Source organism: Psychrobacter nivimaris (assembly GCF_904846365.1).
Lineage (GTDB): Bacteria > Pseudomonadota > Gammaproteobacteria > Pseudomonadales > Moraxellaceae > Psychrobacter > Psychrobacter nivimaris_B.
In genome coordinates this window covers 1-22238 of the sequence record NZ_CAJHAL010000039.1, presented here as the reverse complement: position 1 = coordinate 22238, position 22238 = coordinate 1, and the positions used below count along the sequence as shown (strand labels likewise).

At 39.1% G+C, this 22238-nt stretch carries 16 protein-coding genes and 2 pseudogenes; 5 read left to right on the top strand and 13 right to left on the bottom strand.

The window, feature by feature from the left end; genetic code table 11:
* Window positions 1–244 precede the first annotated feature (244 nt).
* From JMX63_RS12990 to JMX63_RS12970, 5 genes are all read right to left on the bottom strand, one after another.
* Entirely contained in the window at window positions 245–1471 is a 1227-nt protein-coding gene (locus tag JMX63_RS12990) for a PDDEXK-like family protein (protein ID WP_201572813.1), read from the bottom strand.
* A 36-nt stretch (window positions 1472–1507) separates the two neighbouring features.
* Entirely contained in the window at window positions 1508–1951 is a 444-nt protein-coding gene (locus tag JMX63_RS12985) for a DUF1810 domain-containing protein (RefSeq protein WP_102092565.1), read from the bottom strand.
* An 18-nt stretch (window positions 1952–1969) separates the two neighbouring features.
* Window positions 1970–3058, bottom strand: a complete 1089-nt coding sequence (locus tag JMX63_RS12980) for a helix-turn-helix transcriptional regulator (protein ID WP_201572811.1) — start codon at window positions 3056–3058, stop codon at window positions 1970–1972.
* A 54-nt stretch (window positions 3059–3112) separates the two neighbouring features.
* The gene (locus tag JMX63_RS12975) at window positions 3113–3988 is read right to left on the bottom strand and encodes a PP2C family protein-serine/threonine phosphatase (protein ID WP_201572809.1); all 876 of its coding nucleotides are present in this window, start codon (window positions 3986–3988) and stop codon (window positions 3113–3115) included.
* 183 nt (window positions 3989–4171) lie between these two features.
* Window positions 4172–4714, bottom strand: coding sequence for a hypothetical protein (locus JMX63_RS12970; protein ID WP_201572807.1), 543 nt, complete (start codon window positions 4712–4714; stop codon window positions 4172–4174).
* A gap of 335 nt (window positions 4715–5049) precedes the next feature.
* Here JMX63_RS12970 and JMX63_RS12965 point away from each other — a divergent pair.
* A pseudogene (locus tag JMX63_RS12965) lies at window positions 5050–6286 on the top strand (IS3 family transposase).
* 43 nt (window positions 6287–6329) lie between these two features.
* On the opposite strand, the gene JMX63_RS12960 reads toward JMX63_RS12965, so the two are convergent.
* Complete coding sequence (locus JMX63_RS12960) at window positions 6330–6671, bottom strand: hypothetical protein (RefSeq protein WP_201572805.1); 342 nt, start codon at window positions 6669–6671, stop codon at window positions 6330–6332.
* A gap of 152 nt (window positions 6672–6823) precedes the next feature.
* Here JMX63_RS12960 and JMX63_RS12955 point away from each other — a divergent pair, with 152 nt between their 5' ends.
* Window positions 6824–8290 (top strand): lytic murein transglycosylase, encoded by a 1467-nt coding sequence (locus JMX63_RS12955; protein ID WP_201572803.1) that lies wholly within the window; start codon window positions 6824–6826, stop codon window positions 8288–8290.
* A gap of 99 nt (window positions 8291–8389) precedes the next feature.
* Here JMX63_RS12955 and JMX63_RS12950 read toward each other — a convergent pair whose 3' ends face one another.
* The 7 genes from JMX63_RS12950 to JMX63_RS12920 form a co-directional block, all read right to left on the bottom strand.
* Window positions 8390–9229 (bottom strand): hypothetical protein, encoded by an 840-nt coding sequence (locus tag JMX63_RS12950; protein ID WP_102094226.1) that lies wholly within the window; start codon window positions 9227–9229, stop codon window positions 8390–8392.
* Between the two features lie 151 nt (window positions 9230–9380).
* Window positions 9381–10379 carry a tetratricopeptide repeat protein gene (locus tag JMX63_RS12945; protein WP_201572801.1) on the bottom strand — a complete coding sequence of 333 codons (999 nt, stop codon included), beginning with the start codon at window positions 10377–10379 and terminating at the stop codon, window positions 9381–9383.
* 86 nt (window positions 10380–10465) lie between these two features.
* Window positions 10466–11575 (bottom strand): hypothetical protein, encoded by a 1110-nt coding sequence (locus JMX63_RS12940; RefSeq protein WP_102094223.1) that lies wholly within the window; start codon window positions 11573–11575, stop codon window positions 10466–10468.
* Window positions 11572–13086 carry a hypothetical protein gene (locus JMX63_RS12935; protein WP_102094222.1) on the bottom strand — a complete coding sequence of 505 codons (1515 nt, stop codon included), beginning with the start codon at window positions 13084–13086 and terminating at the stop codon, window positions 11572–11574. The genes JMX63_RS12940 and JMX63_RS12935 overlap by 4 nt, the downstream gene beginning before the upstream one ends.
* Window positions 13086–14231, bottom strand: a complete 1146-nt coding sequence (locus JMX63_RS12930) for a hypothetical protein (protein ID WP_102094220.1) — start codon at window positions 14229–14231, stop codon at window positions 13086–13088. The genes JMX63_RS12935 and JMX63_RS12930 overlap by 1 nt, the downstream gene beginning before the upstream one ends.
* Window positions 14232–14241: 10 nt before the next feature.
* Window positions 14242–19437 carry a tubulin-like doman-containing protein gene (locus JMX63_RS12925; RefSeq protein ID WP_201572799.1) on the bottom strand — a complete coding sequence of 1732 codons (5196 nt, stop codon included), beginning with the start codon at window positions 19435–19437 and terminating at the stop codon, window positions 14242–14244.
* A 131-nt stretch (window positions 19438–19568) separates the two neighbouring features.
* Window positions 19569–20096, bottom strand: coding sequence for a hypothetical protein (locus tag JMX63_RS12920; RefSeq protein ID WP_102094217.1), 528 nt, complete (start codon window positions 20094–20096; stop codon window positions 19569–19571).
* Window positions 20097–20815: 719 nt separating this feature from the next.
* On the opposite strand from JMX63_RS12920, the gene JMX63_RS12915 reads away from it, so the two are divergent.
* The 3 genes and pseudogenes from JMX63_RS12915 to JMX63_RS14745 all read left to right on the top strand — a co-directional run.
* Entirely contained in the window at window positions 20816–21172 is a 357-nt protein-coding gene (locus JMX63_RS12915; RefSeq protein ID WP_227673336.1) for a TM2 domain-containing protein, read from the top strand.
* 391 nt (window positions 21173–21563) lie between these two features.
* Window positions 21564–22064 (top strand): hypothetical protein, encoded by a 501-nt coding sequence (locus JMX63_RS12910; RefSeq protein ID WP_201572797.1) that lies wholly within the window; start codon window positions 21564–21566, stop codon window positions 22062–22064.
* A 104-nt stretch (window positions 22065–22168) separates the two neighbouring features.
* A pseudogene (locus JMX63_RS14745) lies at window positions 22169–22238 on the top strand (transposase); the annotation flags it as partial.

The following is a 22238-nucleotide window of genomic DNA, read 5'->3' as shown; positions in this document are numbered from 1 at the left end:
TCTAAAAAGTGGTCGATGCCAATCCGTAACTGGACGTCTGCTCTGAATCGTTTTATGATTATGTTTGATGACCGTATCAGTAAGCATTTAATCTAAATGGCAGTTACACAGAATCTGGGATGGTCTCGATCTTCGCGAACCTTGCTTCTCATAATGATATTGTCCATATTTCTATAGAGTTATAACCAGCGTTGTAGCTTAGCTCATAAAAATAGTTTTTTTAGTATGAGGTGAGAAGCCTAGCTCAGTCACTAAAACAACCTTTTTCACTTAGCAGTCGAAAAACCTTATCCATTTCTTCCAAGATTTTATCTGCCATCGTGCCTTCATTTATCATTAACCATGCCTCACTCGAACCTTTCCAGTCCTGCGGATCAAAATAGTAGTAAGCGGGCCATTGAGCAGAAGAGCTCACTTTTTTATCAGTCAGCATCGTATTCATAGTTTCTGTATGTGGACACGCTTTCGCGGCTTCTACAGAAGTGAACTTAATTCCTAGAATTGGACGATCAAACCCTGCATTATCAAACTCGAAGCAAACCCATGCCTTATTATAGCCAGGAATTATGAATCTAATTTGTTCGTATCTTCTGCCCTCGCCGATATAACTAATATCTAATTCATAATCAGTTTTTTTATATTTTGCTAACAAATCTACTTTTAACTTGGCTATCAGTTCTTTCTTCATTCGATCTACAGTGTTAGACACCTTGATACTGGCATCAATAGTAGCTGCATTCTGTTTAATAATATCTAAAATTGCGTTGTCTTCATTCATATCTTCTATCCCCATAAACTGCTTTTGAATAAACTTAGTTAGCTGTGCAATAAACTCACTGACACTATGATTCTGACACTCTACTTGACATGCTTTAAGCCAACCAATCAGATCGCTAAAACGAAGATGACTGTATTCCTTGTCTTTTTTCCATTTTTCTAAAACTCTAGCATCGACACTCTTCTCATCAGGTGTACCGTTATACTCATTGAGATAAACAATATGACGACTACTATGACCTCTTTCCTTGAGCTCATGATAATAATCAATCAGTTGATTAGACTGATCTGCTGCATAAGGTTTATTTTCGATACAAATACCGTAGCTTTCATCACCCACCTGACATCTTAAGTAAATATCCATACGCCGCTGAGTGTTACTTTTTCCCGTCACTTCTTCAAGAAAAACCTCTGTTTTCTCAAGGTTGTTAAAGAAAATCTGCCAGTTATAGTCTTGATATATAACAGGCAAACAATGCTCAACAAATAACCTTAAAAAGCTTTCCTGCTGAGCATGACTCCCTTTAGGATCAAGCAGAGCTGCCAAAATGCGACTAAGTCCTAACTCATCGGTACTAATATACTCAAAAGTACTAAAATCTGGCGACAGTTGACGACTATAGAGTGCTTGAGCTGTCTCTAACGCATTAATCTTTTGACTCACATCATTTATCAAACTTTGCACGGTACTCATACTTATCTATCCTCTTAAAATTTCACTCGGTTTTATTTACTTATATTGCTGGTCATTGATTTGCTTCAGCATCTTGATAGTGTTTATATCGTAACTGCCTTCGTAGAACTGGTATAAAAGCTGCTCAAAAATACACTTGTTACCAGCGGCAAAGGCAAATAATGTTAGCGAAGATTGTAGCTTCAAGTTATCTGGTGAACCAAAGATATTTAAAGCGCTTTTATCAGGATGCAGCAGTAGTAATTCAGCACACTCTATTAACCGTGCTCCAAGCACCTCATGCTGCAAATATGTTTTTGCTTGCTCCAAACTCTCTATTGCAAAGCGTCGAGACATTTTACTGTGCCCTAACCCTTTCACCTGTGGAAAGATAAACCACATCCAATGCGTACGCTTACGACCTTGGGTCAGCTCTTCAATCACTTGTGAATAGATAGTGTTTTGGGCTTGGATAAAATCGTCGAACAGGGTTTTATTCATAGTGCTACTCCTGTCTATTTATTTTTCATAAAGTACCAATGCACTATGCAATCGATCCAGAATAACGGCTTTCAAATCCACCGGCTCTACGACCACGGCTAGCTGAGACATACTCACTAGCCAATCTTGTAGACGAGTCGTATTAGCAACTGTAGCGCTGACTTGATTCCAAGTGTCATCGATAATAGTAATTTGCTGATCTATCGATAATGGGCGCTCATAAAGATGCTGACAGGCGTATTTCTGTACTTTTAAAACCAAGTTGATTTCAACATTTTTACCAAACTCTAGCTTGCACAGCTTCTGTAAGCTATTTAATGTAAAAACGTCACGCCCTACCCAGTCAGGTATTGGCTTATCTATGACTACTGCCTCGGTAATACGATTGACTGCAAAATTACGATGCTCCTTTAGTAACACATCATCATCGATATGATCATCAGCAGAATTAAAACCTGTGAGATAGATCATATTGTCAATAAAGATCAGTCCTTTGGGATATATCACTCTTTGAACTGGTTTTTCGTCCCATTTATTTTGATAGCTTATTCGTAATTGACGATTCTGTAGCAGAGCCTGATGAATACTTTCAAGCACATCACTATCGAGCGTTGGTGCTTGCACGATACTAGGTAAGGTGATGAGATGATCTGGCCATTGCCCTAGCGGACTTTGATGAAACTTATCTTTATCCTGTCGACGTAATTGAGTGAGCTTGTCTGCGATTTCTTGTTTAAAAGATACTGGTAAGTAGTTTGCGGTATATTTATCCAGCATCTCCCAAAAGAACACGGTTTGCTCGTTAATAACATCGATGCTAAAGCTGGGGTCAATATAAAACCGTGCTGTCTTGCCACTGATATTATTGCCCCATGCTGGCACTCGGACTAAGGCGTCACTATAGAAGATATCGTTAAAGATTTGATTTAGGCCAATCAAATCGTTCTCTAAGTTTTTACGCTCATTTGTATAATTATCAGTATTATCACCATAGTTTTGCATAAGCTCTGTCAGTGACATAGCATCTGCTTCACTTCGAGGCAGGCTTTGATATAAAGCAAATAGACGTGCTGACTTTGTATAGCTGGCAATTTGATGTGCTGGCATAGTATCTTCTCTATTAGACTGATGAAGTAATTAACTCGTTATTAAAATACAGGTTCAATCAAAACGAACCAAAATCGCGGTACCATTATCATAAGCATTGCCATCGGAATTATAAACTTGGTTCTTAAGAGAGATGAGCCAAGCTTGTAAATCGGTTTCATCATTGACAAGTTGCCAATGACCACTCGGCACCAAGTCATGAATACCATCCGTACAGACCAAGATACAATCGCCGCTATTAACCTTAATGTTGCAAGAACTACCTTTTGGTGCTTCACTGCTTGTATAACTGTCATCAGCCGTTAATGCAAAGCATTCAGTAATACTATATAAACTCCCTGCCATACCTTCTCGGTTATAGTCAGCGAACTTCGCTTGGCTACCTTGCTCTTGTGCCCTTTGGTCAATAAGCTCATTCAATAGATTATGATCTCGAGTCAGGCACTGCCACTGTGACGTCCCTTTAGGCAGCCAGTACACACGGCTATCACCTACATGCATTATCGTCGCCTTTATGGTTCCATCGCCCTTTAACTCACAGGTAACCATCGCGAGGGTTGCCGCCGCGCCATGACGCTTAGATGAATGCTTGGTTTGATTAATCAGCTGATGAATAACCTCTGAAGTAATACTCTTCTGATTAACCCATAACCGTCTGACTGCTTTTACCACTGCTTTTGAGCAGTGCTGCGAGTGATTAGAGCTTGCCACGCCATCAGACACTGCTAAACTAAATGGTAATGCAACTGGTGTCACTGCCATCACACCTAGATCTTCTTGATACCAATTATCTAGAAAGAAAAAAGCGTCTTGCTGCAGGTTATTACTAGCATTCCCCAGAAAGGTAATTGCACAGGCCTGTGCAATAGAAGGAGTTTCTTTTAAAGGACAATGGTCAAGAGGAGCAGGAGCAGGAGCAGGAGCAGTCATGATGGTAAGCCTATATGTTTGTCATAGAGGCTAGTATAGCGGACAACCTTTAAATTTATTTTCTAGGTTGAAATATAAGATCATTTAGATAGTACATGAGTAACACAGAGTTGCTTTATATAAATAAAAAGGTGATGAACGTTCGCCCATCACCTCTTATGCACTATCTTAGGTCAATAAACCTTAATACTCTCTTACCATATTTTTTTGGGCTTTGTCATATTTAAAGCAAAAAGGTTGATCTACATAGCTGTCAGACATTCTATAAGCGTCTATATCGCCAGAAAAACAAAAGCGATTCGATTTGATACTAAAATCAAAATCAATCGTATCGCCTTTCTTATTAACGATCATTGGCTTACCATTTGAGTCAACTGCAGCTGATAACGAATAACGAATAACGAATAACGAATAACGAAAAGGTACTACTGTCTTCTTAGCAGGGTCAATCACAACCAAACGATAGGGCTTTTTGTTGACGTACCCTGTGTCATTGGTTTCAAAGATATAGATAATCTGATTACCATTGAAGTTAGGCTTACGCTCTTTCATAACAGTTGCATAGCTTTTCAAACGACTGTCTGTGCAAAATTTCTCGTCCTCATAATCAAAATCACATTCAACTACTGTGACACCATATTTTGTTTTAGGTGCTGCGTTAGCCGTAGAGGATAGACCTAAGATAATCATCGATGCTGCTAGTAGCAGGCTTGTCCTTTTAAACATGAAATTTTTCCTATAAATTTAAATAAATTAAGTATTTTCTATGCGGCTCACTTTCATATGTCAGTAAGTATCCATTTTTAAGAATAGATGTGAGAAATTACTGATCGTTTTGCGGATAGCGTTCTTGATCTATCTCATTCCAATCTGTGTAGGTTTTTTGGGAAAGCACTTTTCCTTGGCGGTCTAATGTATAGCGCGTGATACTCTCGTAGCCATTATCATAAGCATTAGCACTTTTAGTGTTTAGGTTATAGACATCAAGTTTCCCATTGAGCTATGCTGAAAAAACCGTACACCTAAACTTGGTAAACTAAGCGTATTAATCGGAGTTTATCATGACCAAGAAAATAAGAAGCTACAGTGACGAATTTAAAGCCGAGGCCGTCAAGAAGATAGCAGACAATAATGGCAATATCTCAGCGACCGCAAAGCACCTTGGCATCGCCATGCAGACCTTATCTAATTGGCATAATAAAGCCAATCAAGGCAAGCTTATCGGCACAGAACAATATGATCCTGATCTTATGACGGCTCTTCAGGAAATAAAGCAGCTCAAACGACAGCTTAAAGTAGCCGAAGAGGAACGAGAGATATTAAAAAAGGCGACGGCGTACTTCGCCAATGAGGAACGTTAAGAAACAGTCTGGGAGACTGTTTTAGTGACGCAAGACGAAGGGCTATGCCCGCAGTGACAGTTAGTGAAGTACGCCTTTATCAAAAACAACGATCTCTTCTTTAGTATCACTACTATGTGTCGTGTACTAAAGGTTAAGCATTCTAGCTACTATGACTGGCTGAGTCGTGATATTAGTGAGCAACAGATACACCGTAACCAATCTGAGCTACTTGTCAGAGCGGCACATAGTAAAAAAAACAAAAGCACGTTATGGTGCTGATCGACTGCACGCAAAGCTGATAGAGCAAGGGCACGATATTAGCCTATATATGGTCAGAAGCATTAAAGAAGAACATGACATCAAATGCCGTCGTCACAAACGCTTTAAAATCACCACTGATTCCAACCATAACAAGCTTGTCTATCCAAACATACTAAATCAGCAATTTGATGCTAAGCATCCTAATGAATCGTGGGTCAGTGATATTACTTATATCTGGACCAATGAGGGTTGGTTGTATTTAGCTGGAGTCAAAGATTTATACACCAAAGAGCTGGTCGGGTATGCTATCAATAAGCGAATGACCGCAGATTTAGTATGTCGTGCACTCAATATGGCAATCAAGAATAAACGTCCAAGCCAAGGATTGATTGTGCACTCTGACAGAGGCAGCCAGTATTGTAGTCATGCCTATCACAAAATCATCAAGCAGCATAATTTCAAAGGCTCGATGAGTGGTAAAGGCAATTGTTTCGACAACGCACCCATAGAAAGCTTCTGGGGCACATTAAAGAATGAGCTAGTGTATTACCAAGACTATAAAACAAGGTTTATAGCAATCAATGATATCATCGGCTATATCGAGCTGTACTACAACCAAACGAGGATTCAAAAGAGTTTAGGCTATAAGTCGCCAAGACAGGTATGGTTTGACTATTATCGTCAAGCTGCTTGATTCAAATCTCCCAAGTTTAACTGTACGGATTTGACGGCAGGGGTCAATTTTGTGTGTGAGCTATAGCTAGACTGGTTGTCTTAGTTTTATGCTGCAAATCTAGAATGCTATTAATAACACTAGCCTGCCCTGTTGTACTGCTTTGTCTGAGTACAGAATTACTACTTTGATCTGAGTATGGTAATGCTTGTATCCAGTAAAGCTGTATAAATTGCTCTGCTAACTGCTCATAAGAAATACTGTGCTCACTGTCATCATTAATTCCAGACTCTATAGACAGATTAACCATTGCCATCAATAAGGCAAATTTATAGGTCGAGGTATATGAGCTAGATGCAAGCAGCCACTGAATACGTCTTAAAAAGTTGAGCTGGAATTCTGCCATGGGCACAATCGTTATCCTTAAAATTCAATATTTTGAGAGTCTCATAAAATTGCAAAAGCTAAATAATGTTTAAATCAAAAGCTCTTTGAATAAAGTAATTGGGTTTCTGCTAATATATGGCTTTTTAGTTTATTATTACTGAGTAATTAATAATGCCATTGTATACCTTACCCACCATCTCACGCTTATCACTCGCACTATCCCTACTAGCCGTGACCAGCAGCACTTATGCAGCTAACACGAACAGCATAACCCCGATTAGACCTGCTGTTGATAATCAACAACTTACAGCCTGTTTAGACAATTTGGCTCAAAAAGGTGTATTCGCAAGCGTCAAAGACATTTTTGCTCGGAATCGCCCTACTGAAGTAGACTCTAGCGTATTAGAAGCCCTAAATTATCAGCCAGAATTCTCTAAAGAGCCATGGGATTACCTAGCCAGCTTAGTGGACAAAGAGCGCGTTGTTGACGGTATCGCTGCAAGTGAGCATTATGCCGATGTCTTAGCAAAAATCGAAGCTCACTATGGGGTCAGTCGCTATGATGTGCTCGGCGTTTGGGGAGTAGAATCGGATTTTGGAACGACCTTAGGCAAAAAAGATGTGATTAACTCATTAGCGACCTTATCTTGCTTTGGCCGTCGTCAAAGTTATTTTCGCGGGGAATATGTCAGTGCTCTAAAAATATTAAAGCAAGGCGATATTACTAAGTCTGACTTTAAAGGTTCATGGGCAGGAGCGTTTGGGCAAACTCAGTTTATGCCCTCTACTTTTTTACAGCTCGCACAAGATTTTGATGGCGACAATCGTAGAGACTTAGTTAATAGCCAAGCCGATGCCCTAGCCTCAACCGCTAACTTCCTAAAAAGTAGTGGCTATCAAAGTAACCAACCTTGGGGCTATGAGGTCCGCTTACCTTCAGATACGAACTTTTCAAACAATCGTAAAAATAAAAAATCAGTATCACATTGGAAAAACATCGGCATTACTCTGCCAGATGGTAGCGCATTACCTGATACCTTATCTTCGGTAGGTTTATTTTTACCCGCTGGTAAACAAGGGCCCGCATTTTTAGTGGGCCGTAATTTTGATGCATTTTATGCTTATAATGCCTCAGAAAATTACGCGCTAGCGATTGCCCATTTATCACAGCGTATTGAACAAAAAAATACCGATGTGAATTTTGCCAATGCGTGGCCAACTGACGATCTGGGCTTGAGCCGTAAAGAGTCTCGCGAGGTTCAAGAATCATTAAATTTACTTGGCTATAATATAGGTGAAGTCGATGGCATTATTGGAGATAAAACACGCCAAACGATTCAAAAATATCAAGTAGATATCGGTATTAAGGCCGATGGTAAAGCGGGCAAAAAAATATATCAGCGACTCATGGCCAGTACTTCTAAACTAAGAGAGGCTGCCAAAGTACAGGCCAAAATTAATGCTGAAACTAAAACTGCCGTCAATTCGAACTCACAAAGCACAACCCAAAAGCCATCTGACACAAAGTCCAGTTACGGCTTGTCTAACTTATTAGAGAATAAAACCTTACTTTCTATTCTTATTAGCCTGTTAATTGCCCTAAGCGTTGCTATCTTTATTAACAGAAAGCGCCAATAAACTAACTTCAGTAGGTAAAAATCATCTCCAAACAATGGGTTCCGTCCTGTAACCCATTGTTTCAAATTTAGGTCATAGTGTTTAGCTTAATCAAGTCAATTAATTACCACCAAATATTTTTCCTAACATAGATAATACGCCCAAAATGAGTAGAATATAAGCAATTATCTTAAAACTATCTGTTCCTTTCTTGGTATTAGCTGATATTGTATTGTATTGCGAAGTTATCGTTGATTGCATTGGTATTGACGTAATATTGACATGATCAGGAACGTCCTCTGGCTGTACGAATATATTTTCAAGCTTAACTGGGTTAGATTGATCCAGAGCAGGCTCTGGTTGTACATCAATATCTTTATTAGCCCTTAGTAGCTCCTCTTTACTGATATCTCTTTTCCTAAGTAACATCGAGTGCCACTGCTTATTTACTTCTTCTTTTATATTTTCACGAAAATACTCAAAGCTTGAATAGTTAACTTTACCGATATTTAAAGCGATATTAGAACTATCTTCCATCTCTGGCGCGACCCAAAGTTTAAAAAATATTAAATTGTCTTTGATATGATAATTATGAGTTTCTCCATCATGGGTCATACGAACAAAAGCATCTATCGGCTGTTTTGAGTTACTTTTAAAGCAAATAAAAATCTGTCTTACTTCGTCTTTGCTAATACCTCTATTAAAACCCTTATCCAAATTTATCGAATAATGACTGTTAAGCGTGAAGCCTTCTACTAGACAATCTTTTCTTACCTTTTTAGTCACTTCATTTTTATCGACTATATCTAGCGCATAGTTTTCTGAATTAATCCTACTAAAATCAAAATAGTTCAATTCAATGTCAGCATCATCCATCAAATGATGCTGAATAAAGACACCGTATTCTATATCGAGATTATCGACCAGTGCGGGTACATATAATAATAAATTAAATTTCATTAATGGTTAATTCCTAATCAACTATATTCACTACAAAGTAGGCTAATGCCATTAAGCTATCTACAATACTGGATACTTAAGAGGTGCACTAAATCGTTACGACGATAAATATAAACTGTAATTCATCGTCATTATTAAGCGCCTAGATATTTTAATAGTTCAAGCGGTTCATAGCGGCAACGGCATCAGGCTCACCAAGCTTTGCAGATTCACTATACCAATCCATAGCTTGGTCAATATTTTGTTCTAACCCATTACCATATTCATAGCGCAAGCCTATAGCATACATGGCTCGTTTGTGTCCAAGCTTTGCAGACTCCATTAGCAACCTAACCCCTTCTTGTTCATTTTTTGGCATACCGCCTGTGCCATTTAGGTAGTAGACCGCTACTGCATAAATTCCTGAAGCACTATTTAACTCAGCCGCTCTTTTATACCATCTTGCCGAAGTTTCTAAATCTTTTTCAACGCCTTTACCGATACTATAAAGGTAAGCTAAGTTAGTCATAGCACGAGGATAATTAGCTTCAGCAGAGTGACGATGCCAAACTACTGCGTAATCAAGATTCTCAGTAACACCAAGACCCTCTCGATATATCCACGCCAACTGGTTCATTGCCCCTGCATGACCTTGGTTAGCGGCTTTTTCAAGCCAGCTTCTAGACAGCTCATAACGCTGCATTTGATAATAATAGGCGCCTAACAAAAACATTGCATTGCTATTTTGATTATTCGCTAGGCTATCAAGACTACTGATGGCCCCTATATCAAAATTAAAGTTATTGAGCCACCCTTCGAATACACTGATGTTTCTAGATTGGTTTTTGACGTTGACAATGGTGTTAGCCAGCGAGATTGCCGCGTAAGGGTTGTTGTTATCCAGCAAATTCTGATACCGTTCTAAACGTTCCATGTCATTGGGATATTGCTCATCTATTAGTCCTAACTGGTCAACCCACTCAGCTTGCTGTTCAGTAGTGTCAGTTGTAGCTGTAATATTTGGCACTGCTGGCACATCAATGTCATCAGCTACATAACCTGGTTCTGCAGCCGGCTCTTCAATGTCATATAGTTCATCTGACCCAGTATCATCGTAGTAGGCCTCATCGTAGTATGAATCAGAATCAAAAGCTCCTGAGGCAATGATCATGAGAAAAATACCTGTAAAACTCATTAATGTATATTGAAGATTTTTATTCATTAGAATTAAGCCATATTACATTGTGTGATGATTGTTTAAAAAATTACTGTTGTCACTTTTAAAATGTCATTATCTTGGCATTCAAGAGCATGCCACTTCTGATGTGTCCACATTTTATCTAAGCTAGTCGGTCGCTGTATGCAATATCCAATACCATGGCTGATATTATCAGCAACGCTCTTTACAAGACCCATGACCATAGTATGTCTAGGTGGTCTATCATCCACCACCATATTACTGATACCTTGTCCACTGGTCCAAAACACAATGTTGAACTCGCCGCCTATCTTATCTGCTAAGCTTTTGGGTAATCTGGCAAGCAAGGTGTTTTTACCGTGCACTCTCTCCCAATCTTTAAAACCCTCTACCAAGTCATCTAGGTCTTGTTTGGAAAAGATGCCCCATATCACATCAGCATTTTCTGTGCCTAATATCTCTAGGCCAATACCATCCGAACTATTAGCGACACTGGATATATCTTGTCTACTTTTAGCCTCTATGATAGGTTCTTTGGCAGCTTTCACTTCTTGAGTAACTACTGATTTCTTTACCACCTTAATATCTTGGGTAGATGTAAGTTTTTTAGTAGCTTTAGGCTTTTTAATGGAAACAGGTACTTCAGTGCCTACAGTCTGTTCAGATTGCCCTTGAATCTTTTCTAATAACCCCTGAAAGTTTTCAACCCCTCCCAAATCATCTTCTAAATCTACATATTTTTGTGAAGGAATTTTAGGATACATTTGTACAAAAATTCTATTAGACGCTCGAGACTCTACATCCTTTAGATCGCTGAGTGGATATACCGTTTCAAGACCAACTTCGACATGCCTAGCAGCTATCCATAAATAAACGTACTTTAGTTTGGGTTGTAGTTGTCGTAGCTTATTGAAGTCCATGAAACAGGAAATGAATAACGATAGATTATATTTAATCGGAATATCAGACTCACTAAAACCACTAAATGGCGCTTCTTCACGTATTAAACGTAACCAACTTTCTTCATTATTACCTAAAGTATTAATATCTATGACACCAATTGACGTTCGATCTTTATACTCTAAAATAAGACGACATTCAAAGTCATTACTGTCTAGCTTTTTTTTGGCTGATAATTGCCATAACACGCACACATCATTACTGGTCATATACTTGGGTCACAAATTAAATTGATATTAATCGTGCGCGGATATAGATCTTCAATATGTTGTTTAGACTTATTGGCAAGACTAGATATCAGCTGGTTATATTGAAAGGTTTTATCAACTAAGTTGCTACAGTCATCATCCGAGTTACAGCCGTCTCGCTCGATGGAATATTGTGTATAGTAGCTGGTGTTGATAGAGCTGCTGCTTGCAGCGTATTGCAAGTCTATTCCTTGAGCGCTTTTTTGTGCCTCCGCCATCCCAGAGCTGACGCCGATACATGCTTTTTTTGCTTCTATAATGGGAATAGATAAATAGTTATCTATCACCTCAACCGTTGCGGGTGCTTTTGGCACGATACTGTAGCCTGTCTGTAGCGGTAAATTCAGCCTTAAAGTACTGCCTGTTTTGGAGCGGAAAAGTGCACCATCCGCACAAACCTTGTCACGATTAGTTTTGGGGTTGATATAAGGATAAAATATAATGCTGTCTTTATCGCCCCAGCTAACATCGTAGCATTCTTTTTGCTCATCACTGAGTGCGCTGTTAGGGTCAAAGGCGCTGATAAAGGGCTTTAGCTCGTCCATAGATAAATCAATCACATTTTTCGGGCTGATGATGGGTGCAGGCGAGCTAAAAGCATCATAGCTTTTGGCATCGTCTGTCAGAAGCCGTAATTGCGGTAAGAACTCAGCTTGCGCGATGACGCTATTAGAATGTTGGTTTTGGGCATTAATCAAGGTTTGTTGGATTTTTTCGATCTGCTGCGCACTAGAATGTTGCTTGGCTAACCAAAAAAAGTGTAAATGCTTTTGCGTCTGCGCAAGCGTTTTAGTTGCATTATTTACCGTGTAATAAGTTCCTACAAAGGGGGCACGTAGCGAAACTATTCCATTAGATAGTGCAGAACCTGAATTTTCAGTATTGACATAAGCACTCAAAAAAGCATCATATTGATTTTCAAAGCTCGTTCTTTCTGCTGGCAAAAAGTGCATATCAGATACTATGGCAACAGATCTCTCCTGAAGCTCTGGCTGCTCTCTATAGTCTTGCAGAATCAAACCCAGCTCAGTATATTGACCATTAAGATCGCACTTACCTTGCATCAATTGGTTTTCAAAAGTCTTAAAAGGTATATAAACCGCCTTATCTGATGACTCTTCCTGCATAAATATTAATAGCCGATCATCCGTTCTAAGTACTGATTGAATTGACTGCACTAGCTTAGTAATAGGTAGCGTATTCTCAGTAGTATTCAGTTCAGCATTAAAATATCCACACATGCTTGCTGAGCCATCGATAATATAATCAATCGGTGATGGGCTATTATTTTTGGGCAATATATCCAAGTTCAACGGTGGCATTACGTTAGGCTTAGCGCTGACTTTTGCTTTAGGCTCTGCAGGCACAATTACGTCAGGCTCATCACCACAGCCCACCAAGGAGCTTGCCAGCATTGCAATGAATAGCGCTGCACTAACACCACGAGTAGACGTTAATTGATATAATCGCATTAATTACTCTCCAAGGGCTTTCCGATTACCTCAAGTGAACGCTCCGTGCGCTGGGCTTGATACCAAGCTTTATTAACCCAAACTGCAGATAACGAGTTTGGCTTTTTATAACAATAAGCAAAGCCCTGTCTATCAGGCTTAGTCAAGCTAATTACAGCGGCCCGCATGGTATTTGACGCCAGCTCAACAGAATCAACACCATCACTCCCTACCCATAATTCAATCTTATAGCTGAGATGATCAAGCTTATGCTGAATATCATTAGGAACGAGTTCGCGAACTTCGGTGTTGCCACGATTTGTTTTAAACCAGGTAGTGATACTATCAGACAGCTGCTGAAGATCTGCTGCATTAAGGTCTTCAATGTCGGGTTCCACCATGAGCTCATCAATAACGGGTAACACAGCACCAAGAGCAACGCTAGTACTATCATCAACCTCAGTATGCATAGCAAGCTGTTGGTTAAGATTAGCTTCGAGCTCTGCATTCTTAATTTTAGCTTGTGCTAATTCTTTCTTAGTACCAGCTAAATTACTGCTCAACATTTTTTGCTTTTGGTTTAAATTTCGATTCTCAGCATTAAGACTACTGATTTTTCTAAAAAGTAATAACCCTCCTCCCAAAAGCAGTAAAGCTAATCCACCAATTAACAGATAATCAGTGTTCTGCCAAAATGGCATTTCTTTAGCAATTTCTGGTTGTTGTTCTATAGCTTTTTCTTCGGTGTTAGCAGAGTCAAGCTCATTGACGCTATCCAAAGCTTTCGTAGTACTGGCAGCGTTATTACCATCGTTAGGCTTAGCATCCTCACTCGGCTCCTGCGTTGGAACGCTCGTAGTGGCTGTATCATTGTTTTGTGTGCTTTCATTACTATTAGAATTCAAATCAGTCATTACAGGGTCTGAGGTAGCGCTATTCGATAACTCTCCCTTTTTTAAGCTCAGATTTTCATTAGTAAGTTCATTAACCTTACTTTTAGAGCTATCAGTAATATTTTCTGCATAAGTTTCTGTTGGCAGCTCATTTGTTTCTGCTATAGCTGATAAAGGCAATAATAATGCGCCCAAGCTAAGCGAGATAACAACCTTAGTTTTTACCAAATTTTTTAGCATAACACCCTCAGAGTTACCAATATTGTTTTTCATAACACTATTCCTAGTTACCCTGTAACTTCTGCATCATTGCTAAATTGAAAGTCCAGCGATCCGTACCGCTACCTGACCCATTCAAATACATGGCATTGACATCATAAAAATTCTTATTGCCGTATTTATTATTGATAAACAGGTACGCTACTTTTTCGACATCAGTATTCCAATACCTTTCGGTATAAGGAAAGAGTGTTTCTAACACTGGCAGTAAGTTTTCTTTATCGAGTAGATTGTCATTAAGACGCGGAACGCTCACGTCTTTATCGTAATCAACCAATATTGGGCTATCTGTAGTATTCTTATCAAACATATTAGGCGGATAGAGCATTTTAGGATGTTCTAAAGGACTACTGTCTTCATTATCATACATTTGATCTGCAATACCACCCGCACCATCACGAATCATACTTTCTTTGCTGTTTTCACTATAGCTAACATTAAGCTCTATCTCATCCCAACCCATAAAGTCAGCAAAGACTGTCTCCCAGACTCTTGGTGCATAATGACCTTGGCTAATAGTAGGATGTGGGTGAGTGTCATGGCTAAAGTAGTCACTCAGCTTAAAGCCATTACCTTGCAGCACTATATTTAGTCTTTGATTCTTTAACTGATCGATAGATTTAAAGCCTGCCTGCTGTAGCAATAGCTTTATTTTTACAAATATGTATTCATAAATACTCTCAAAGAACATCTCTGCGACTTTTGCGACCTCACCTGGATCACTTGGCAGCTCATCAACGATACGAATACCATTACGAATTTGGAGCTTCATAACTGACGCTAACAAAGTCTCATAATATGCTGCATTGTCACCTTCTGACTTCATGTCTATTTTATGCTCTAAGAACTTGCGAATCGGGCTATTTGTTGGCGTAAGCATGGCATTTAATAAATCATTCCCTGCCCATTTAATACTGCTTGAGTATTTTAAGCGCTGTATCGCCTTATCATAGTCCTCATATGACAGCTCAATATCAATGTCTGTCGTGCCACCGCCCATATCAATAATGACATAAGACTCATTGGGATTAATCATCGACATCTGTAGCGCTGCTTCGGTCTCGGATACTTCTATAACCTCAGGCTCTTTAATAGCAACTCCCGTACTATCTGCTAACTTGGCCAATATGGTTTTCATATCACGTGCGTAAGTATTGGCAAAGGTAGTGTTTTCAAACATAAAGGCATCAGGGCGCGTGACATATACATAGTCCATATCCGTAACCCCAGAGAACCTTAAGCGGGCAAATACCCCAATCAACATCTGCTCGATATATATCGAGCGCAGTCTACTAGATAAAGGGTAATCACTGCCGCTCGTCTCTTGTGGCCACTTAATATTGCCATAAATACGCTGAATGTCATTGGTCTCAAGCAAGCTATTAAAGAACCTAATACGCTCATCATCTGAGTTTGAAACCCCTAAAAAGTCACTACATAAAGGGGTAAAAATAGGTGCATTCAGGTTAAGACCGTTGATAAGCACTTTGCCTTTATCAGCACCTTCCTTCATAGCCTTTAGCTGCACGTCAGTCTGATTACTACCATCAGGGTTGGTACGATTACTTAAGCCTAATAAAACCTCGCTAGGGATGGTATAACTGGCACCCTTGCTTACATTCGCTTGGCGCTGTAAGTAATATGCGCTGCGGTTTTTTAGCCATTCTTCTTGACCTTTGATATCATCGGCTTCTGAATAGACCAACCATTCCATTCTAGGTTCCTCAGCAGTATTGGCAAGATTCAGGTTTTCGCGCTTCACTTGTCCTTGGTCTTTATGTGCTTTTGCCATACAGGTATTAGACGTACCAAAATCCAAACCAATACATCTAATATGGCTACTGCCTGACTTTAGATTATCATTCAATATAACTGGCTGAGTCGCAATGACAGTATCGCCACAAGACAGCTCTATGATGGCAGGGACAAAGTCAACTTTTAAGGGAATAGCATCAAAGCCAAACACTTTAGATTCTGTTAAGTCTTGAGAATAGACCGTGACGGTCATTTTATCTGAGCCTAAAGTAGTGTGAAGCTTGTTGGCTAAATCTTCATAGACGTTACGCTTTTCGATATCCACAGTGATAAAGTAGTATCGCCAACCTTCAACTTTAAAATTCGGCCAAACGCCAACACCAAATGCTAAATCATAAGGAGTGATCGCAATAGTGGTTTGATTACTATCATTTCCATAGGGAAATTCCATCCAGCCTAGATCTGGCACATATAGTTTAGTATATTGTACTGAGCACTCATTATTGCTTTCACCATTGAATTTGACTCGGGTATGGACAGCCTCACTATTGTCAGATAAATGAGCGATTACTTCAGAGTCCAACCAATATTCTTTTTTGACGGGTAAAAATTGCTCAATATTGACCACGTTACCGTTATTGTCTGGCAGTTTATCTAACATGACCACTTGCGGATTTTTAATTAAATAGCTACTGGTTTTGACTACAGACTTAGAAGTACCTATCTCGCTAAGTGTCACAACATTACGACAGCCTAAGTTGAGCGCAGGATTCATAGGCTCAACGACACTCGGTGGCGCTGGTGGCGGCAAGTCAGTCAAGATACCTGTCAAAGCCGTTAACAATAAGTTTTCATGGGCATTTTTATTAGCGCTTGGGCTATTTTTTAGTCTTGTCTTTAGCACACTTAACTGCCCGGCAAAGAACTTATCTAACGAGCTGATTTTATTTTTATCGCCGCTTGTTTTGCGTGAAAACAGATCAGCATATCGGTAACGCAGACTTGGTAGTTGCATGCTTTGTAGCAAGCCAGCAAAGTACTCTTGAGCGGTGTTGTTTGCCGCCAAGCACCAGTAATAGCCGTTCCATAAAAATAATGGTGTGCGCTCTGAGTCATTAGTCACTATCATACCAAGCTCACTGTCTGACCAATTTTGGGTCAAAAGCTCACGCTTGAGCCAACGGTGATAGGCATTATTATCGTCTAGTGCAATACTAGTATAAATCACCTCTGTCGAGCCGCTAATAAGTAACCAAAACGCCGCTTCAATCACACGCTGAGCATATAAATACAAACCCTGATCGGTACTTTGGAATTTATTAGCTACTATCTTGTAATAGTCGGTTTGATTTTGCTCTAATAACTGCGAGACAGTAATATCACTTTGAATCTGTAGTCGCCACTTCTGTAATAAAAATGCCGCCAAGATATTAGGGACACCTTGCGCAATACTCTCATCTAACTGAATCGTATTGATAAGATTGGCAGTCGTTGATGTAGGCGACAAGGCATCCAACCAACGCAGTGTCTTAGGATGTTCTATATCCATAATATCCAAGGCAGCTACATCCCCTGCTAACTGCAAGTCCCAATCCATCGCACCGTAATGAGCAATATTACCTTTTTGTTGTTGCATCTGTAATTGGACTTGGCTGATGGATTGAGCGGTATTATCATTATTACGATAATCTGCAAAGGTCTCACCAAACTCTTCTGAAGGTCTAACGTATTTATTAAGGTTTTTGAATACTAAGCTGCCAATATTGCTAGCCAATTGAGCGTACTTACTCGCATCCGTGCCGCCTTGATCAACAATAGTATTAATCTTAGCTTGCAGTGTGGTATCAATGCCACCTTGGTCATTAAGAATGGTTTTTTCTAAGACTTTCATCGCGCACGATTGCCACAGCTCATCTTTTTCAAAGCCTGTCTGATCGTTTGCGCCAACCAGTTTTGACCATAATGAATTGGCATTGTCAGCGCTACTAATATTATGATATGCCCTAAATGCAGGAATAATACCTGAGGCATTATTATTATCATAATCATGCTTAGACAACCAAGTTAAGCTACTCTGATATTCTTTTTGCTCAAAAGCTAAGGCATCTTTTAGATTTGTTGCGACGACCTTGGGTACAAAAGTCACAGATTTCAGGCCGAACCATGCTTTTTTGCTCTCATGGCTCACACCAAAGCGCTGGCTAATCTCTTCGAGCAGCTTATGAACCGTATCATACTGCGCGGCTGAATCCCCTAATACCGTATGATTAATGCTACCCTCAGAGTAGCCATTAAGCACTTCTATAAAGGCTTGCATCACTAGGATGCTTAAAGCGTTTTTAATCAACAACATCCAAAGACTGGCAACGTCTTGGTCTTTTGAGAAATCCTTAAATTGTAGAGCTGCCGAAGTATGCGGATGAAACTGACCTTGGCGTATCTCATGAGACAGCTGAGTCATCGGCATATATAGCTCATTTGGCGCAAAGTGACGCGCAAAGCTATGCTGTACTGCATTTGCGGCTAATAAGTTGACCACGTGCGTATGTTCAGGTTGGTCAAAATCGCCGGCACTTGGCCGCTGAATACCTTGCCACATACTTCCTGACTGAATAAAAATAGAGCTAACGGCATTATTACTATTAGACTGCAACTCATGTTGGAAGTTTCGCAGCGCAAAAGCAGTATTACGTTTTAATTTACCTGTATCAAACGCGCTTCCCGTCGAGCCATCTTCACCCGGTTTTAGCTGGAACCAAGGAAGCGTGGCAACCGTAGCCAAATTGACAGTACTGCCTGATCCTGAACTATTAATAATCTCATTAAAGGTTCGCGCCAAAGTCGGAATAATACCACTACCTGTACCGCCAAATACTGAGCCGACGATGACAATATTACAACCTGCCGTATTAATACCTGTCACATCATCATCAAATAACGATAAGAACTCTTGCTGGAGAAGCGCCTTATTAGCCGTATTTACTTTGCCACTACCATCAAGTACTCGTCCAAGCTTTTCACCAAAAATAGTTGAGCCTACTTTTGGATTGGCATGCATACCCTCTGAGACTTTGATGTTTAAGTCCTTCTCATAAAAAAAGGCTTGAATCTCCTCCGTCGTCTTACTCTTTTGTGCCAATAGTACGTTTTTGACAGTCAATTCACTACTAGAAGATAGACTCTGGCTATAAGGGCGAATAATATCAAAATTAGCCTCTCGAGTTTTATTATCGATGCCTCTATGGCGTAGATACTCATGCAGACTTTGGATATCGGGTACTAGCTGGCTACGGCGATTAGCAATCTGTTGCGATTGTGCATCAGCATCGATAATATAAACGTGAGGAACCTCTACCGCTCCGGCGTTGCCTAATGCTAACACGCGCAAATAGGCGTGAATAATATGCTGACCTGAACCACCAACCCCAATAAGTACATTTGACACGGCAAACTCCTGCTAAATTTAGACAATATAATATTTTTATCAGATAAAAGAATGATACGGATGCTTTTTGGCGCAAAAGCCGTATTGATAGCAGTGGCTCACTTATAATGTGCCTAGCCTATCAATCATAGCTATCTATTATTGCCGTATAAGAATTTAGCAGTGACCAGTAGATAAATAAGTATGCTCATCATCATAACGACTAAGGCACTCACTATCAGGTTACCCAAAAATAGCGGCGTGGTGAAAGGTAAAAACTTAGTAAATAACACTGACTTAATATTCATACAGACTTTTATATTCAAAGGATCTGATATCACGGCATAGATATTTGGCTTGATACATGAAGCAGCTGACTTTTTAAGCAAAAAGTTTGGCAATATAAAGAGTAGCGCAGCAATACCAGCGGCATAACCGGCATAAACCAGCTTGGCGCGCTTGACTGTAATGCGAGGATTACGCCGATTGCGATGAAACAGTATCGCTGCAAAAACTACGCTGATAAAAATAGATATAAAAGTAATAGCGACATAAAAAGCTAATTGGCCAGTCTGCTTAAATGCAGGCGCTAACTCATTCATCTCTAAAATCATCAAGCCGCTTACAATAGCGACAATAACACCAGTGATCAAAATGGTTTTTATTACTGACTTATTCATGAAATCCTCGAGACGATAAATATCGTCAAATAGTAAGTTATGCAATAAACGAGTAGAGATTACGTGGCAGCTGGTAGATAAAGTTGCTAATAGTTATATGTTGCAATCTGGTGCGAAAAATTCATATTAAAAGTTGAGTAATAACAACTATTATCGAACTACAATCTCAAGGGCAAAAAAACCCTATTATTTCGGTTGACCTGTGCAGCTGTAACTTTTGAAACAATTTTGCGACCTTAAATTACTCGATCCGTACATAGATATCGTGCAATTCTACTTGATTAAAGTATTTTTTACTACAGTTCCCCGATATTTGTTTTATAATTATTTGAATTAATAAGTTCAGTAGTACTAGTTGCTATTTTTCAACAAAAGTGCATAATATTAACAAAATGTAATTTTCCAGCAACTTAAAGTTAAGTATTGACAAGTCAACATTATATAAAAATAGAATATTTCTTATCCTTTAACTGATACTTAAACTCGACTCAGTAATTTTCAGCGCCCTAAAATTGCTGAGCTAAGAGATAGTCATTAATTGGATATTTATATTTTTGAAAGAATTTTTTAAGAATAACTAACAAAAACACCAGTATAAAATGGTCAATGACTTAATTTTTCGCATTCGTTTTTAGAGTGTATTGACGTAAAAATAGTTTTTGAATTTTTTTATAATCTATGACAATAAAGAACTATCTTTTTATTTAGGGAATGTATTTATGAACAACGTAGCTGCTCAAAGATTTAAAAATGAAAACGAAAAGTTTTGTAGCGATTGTGCAGCTAATATCAACGTGAAAGCTGAGATTTGTCCTAAGTGTGGCGTTAGGCAGATGGCAGTGTCAAACGGATTTGTATCAGCACAGAATGGTAAAAATAAAGTAATAGCAGCTGTATTAGCTTTTTTCCTTGGTGGCCTTGGAATACACAAGTTTTATCTGGGTCAAATTGGAATGGGTATTATTTATTTACTATTCTGTTGGACTTTTATCCCTGCAATCATTGCATTCATTGAGTTTGTTATATTACTACTAATGAGTGACGCAGAATTTAACAGAAAATATGGTGGAATATAATTGAGCCACCTCGACTATATCGGAGGCCGTTCATTTGAGTCAGGTAAAGGCAGCAAGGCATGACGGGATTAGACTATCATAACTCTGCTCTTCAAACTTAAAGATGACACATAACCAATTGTATTAAATAGGAGCCCCTTGTATCTTAAAGTCAAAAAAAAGGTATAGATCCTAAGTTGGTTAGAAGCCTAGGAGGAAAAGAAGTGGGCACAAGCTAAGTCTCTACCCCAAGGATGGATGGAGAATAACTTAATCAAGCTACTCTATAATATGCGCTGTATCGATTCTATAAGAACTTAACTATATTAGATCATTTCTTTAAAATTAGATGGTAAGAGACGGTTAGGCATCTCTAATATGTTTTATTACTATCCTTTCTTATAGGTAAAAGATGAAAATTTTAATTGCATTATTAGTTGTTTCACTACTTGTTGGTTGCGAAGGTAACAACAGCTCAAACAGCATCCAACAAGAATCTAAGATCGTAGAAGCTCAGCCTGCATCAAGACCATCAAGCGGTGTTTATGAAGAAAGACTTGGAGGTCAGGATTCAATAGCTCCACTAGAAATAAAAACTGAGCCAGGGTCAGATTATTATGTTAAGTTAGAAAGTATAGCTAATCGTGATCATACAATGACTATGTACATTCATGGCGGAGATACAATCTCTGTAGAAGTACCTTTGGGAGGTTACCTAATTAAATACACATCAGGTGATACATGGTATGGTGAACAGAACGATGTGTACTTTGGTAGAGAAAGCTTTTTTCAAGCTGATGAAACTTTTAACTTTACCGATACAGGCAATCAAATATCAGGATATACGGTTACGCTATATCAGGTAGTTGATGGCAATTTACAGACTATGCCAATAGATAAAAGTCAGTTCTAATACTCAAGGTATTCTCTAATAGTGCGCTTACTAAACTGAACCGCCCCGGGGAGTTTCCTAAAAACTGTGTAACTGCTTATAATCCATTAACAGGAGAATAAGCAATGACTACTCAATCTGACATTAAAAAACTGGCCGAGCAAATGGCTGGTAGCATGAACAGCTTCGATGACA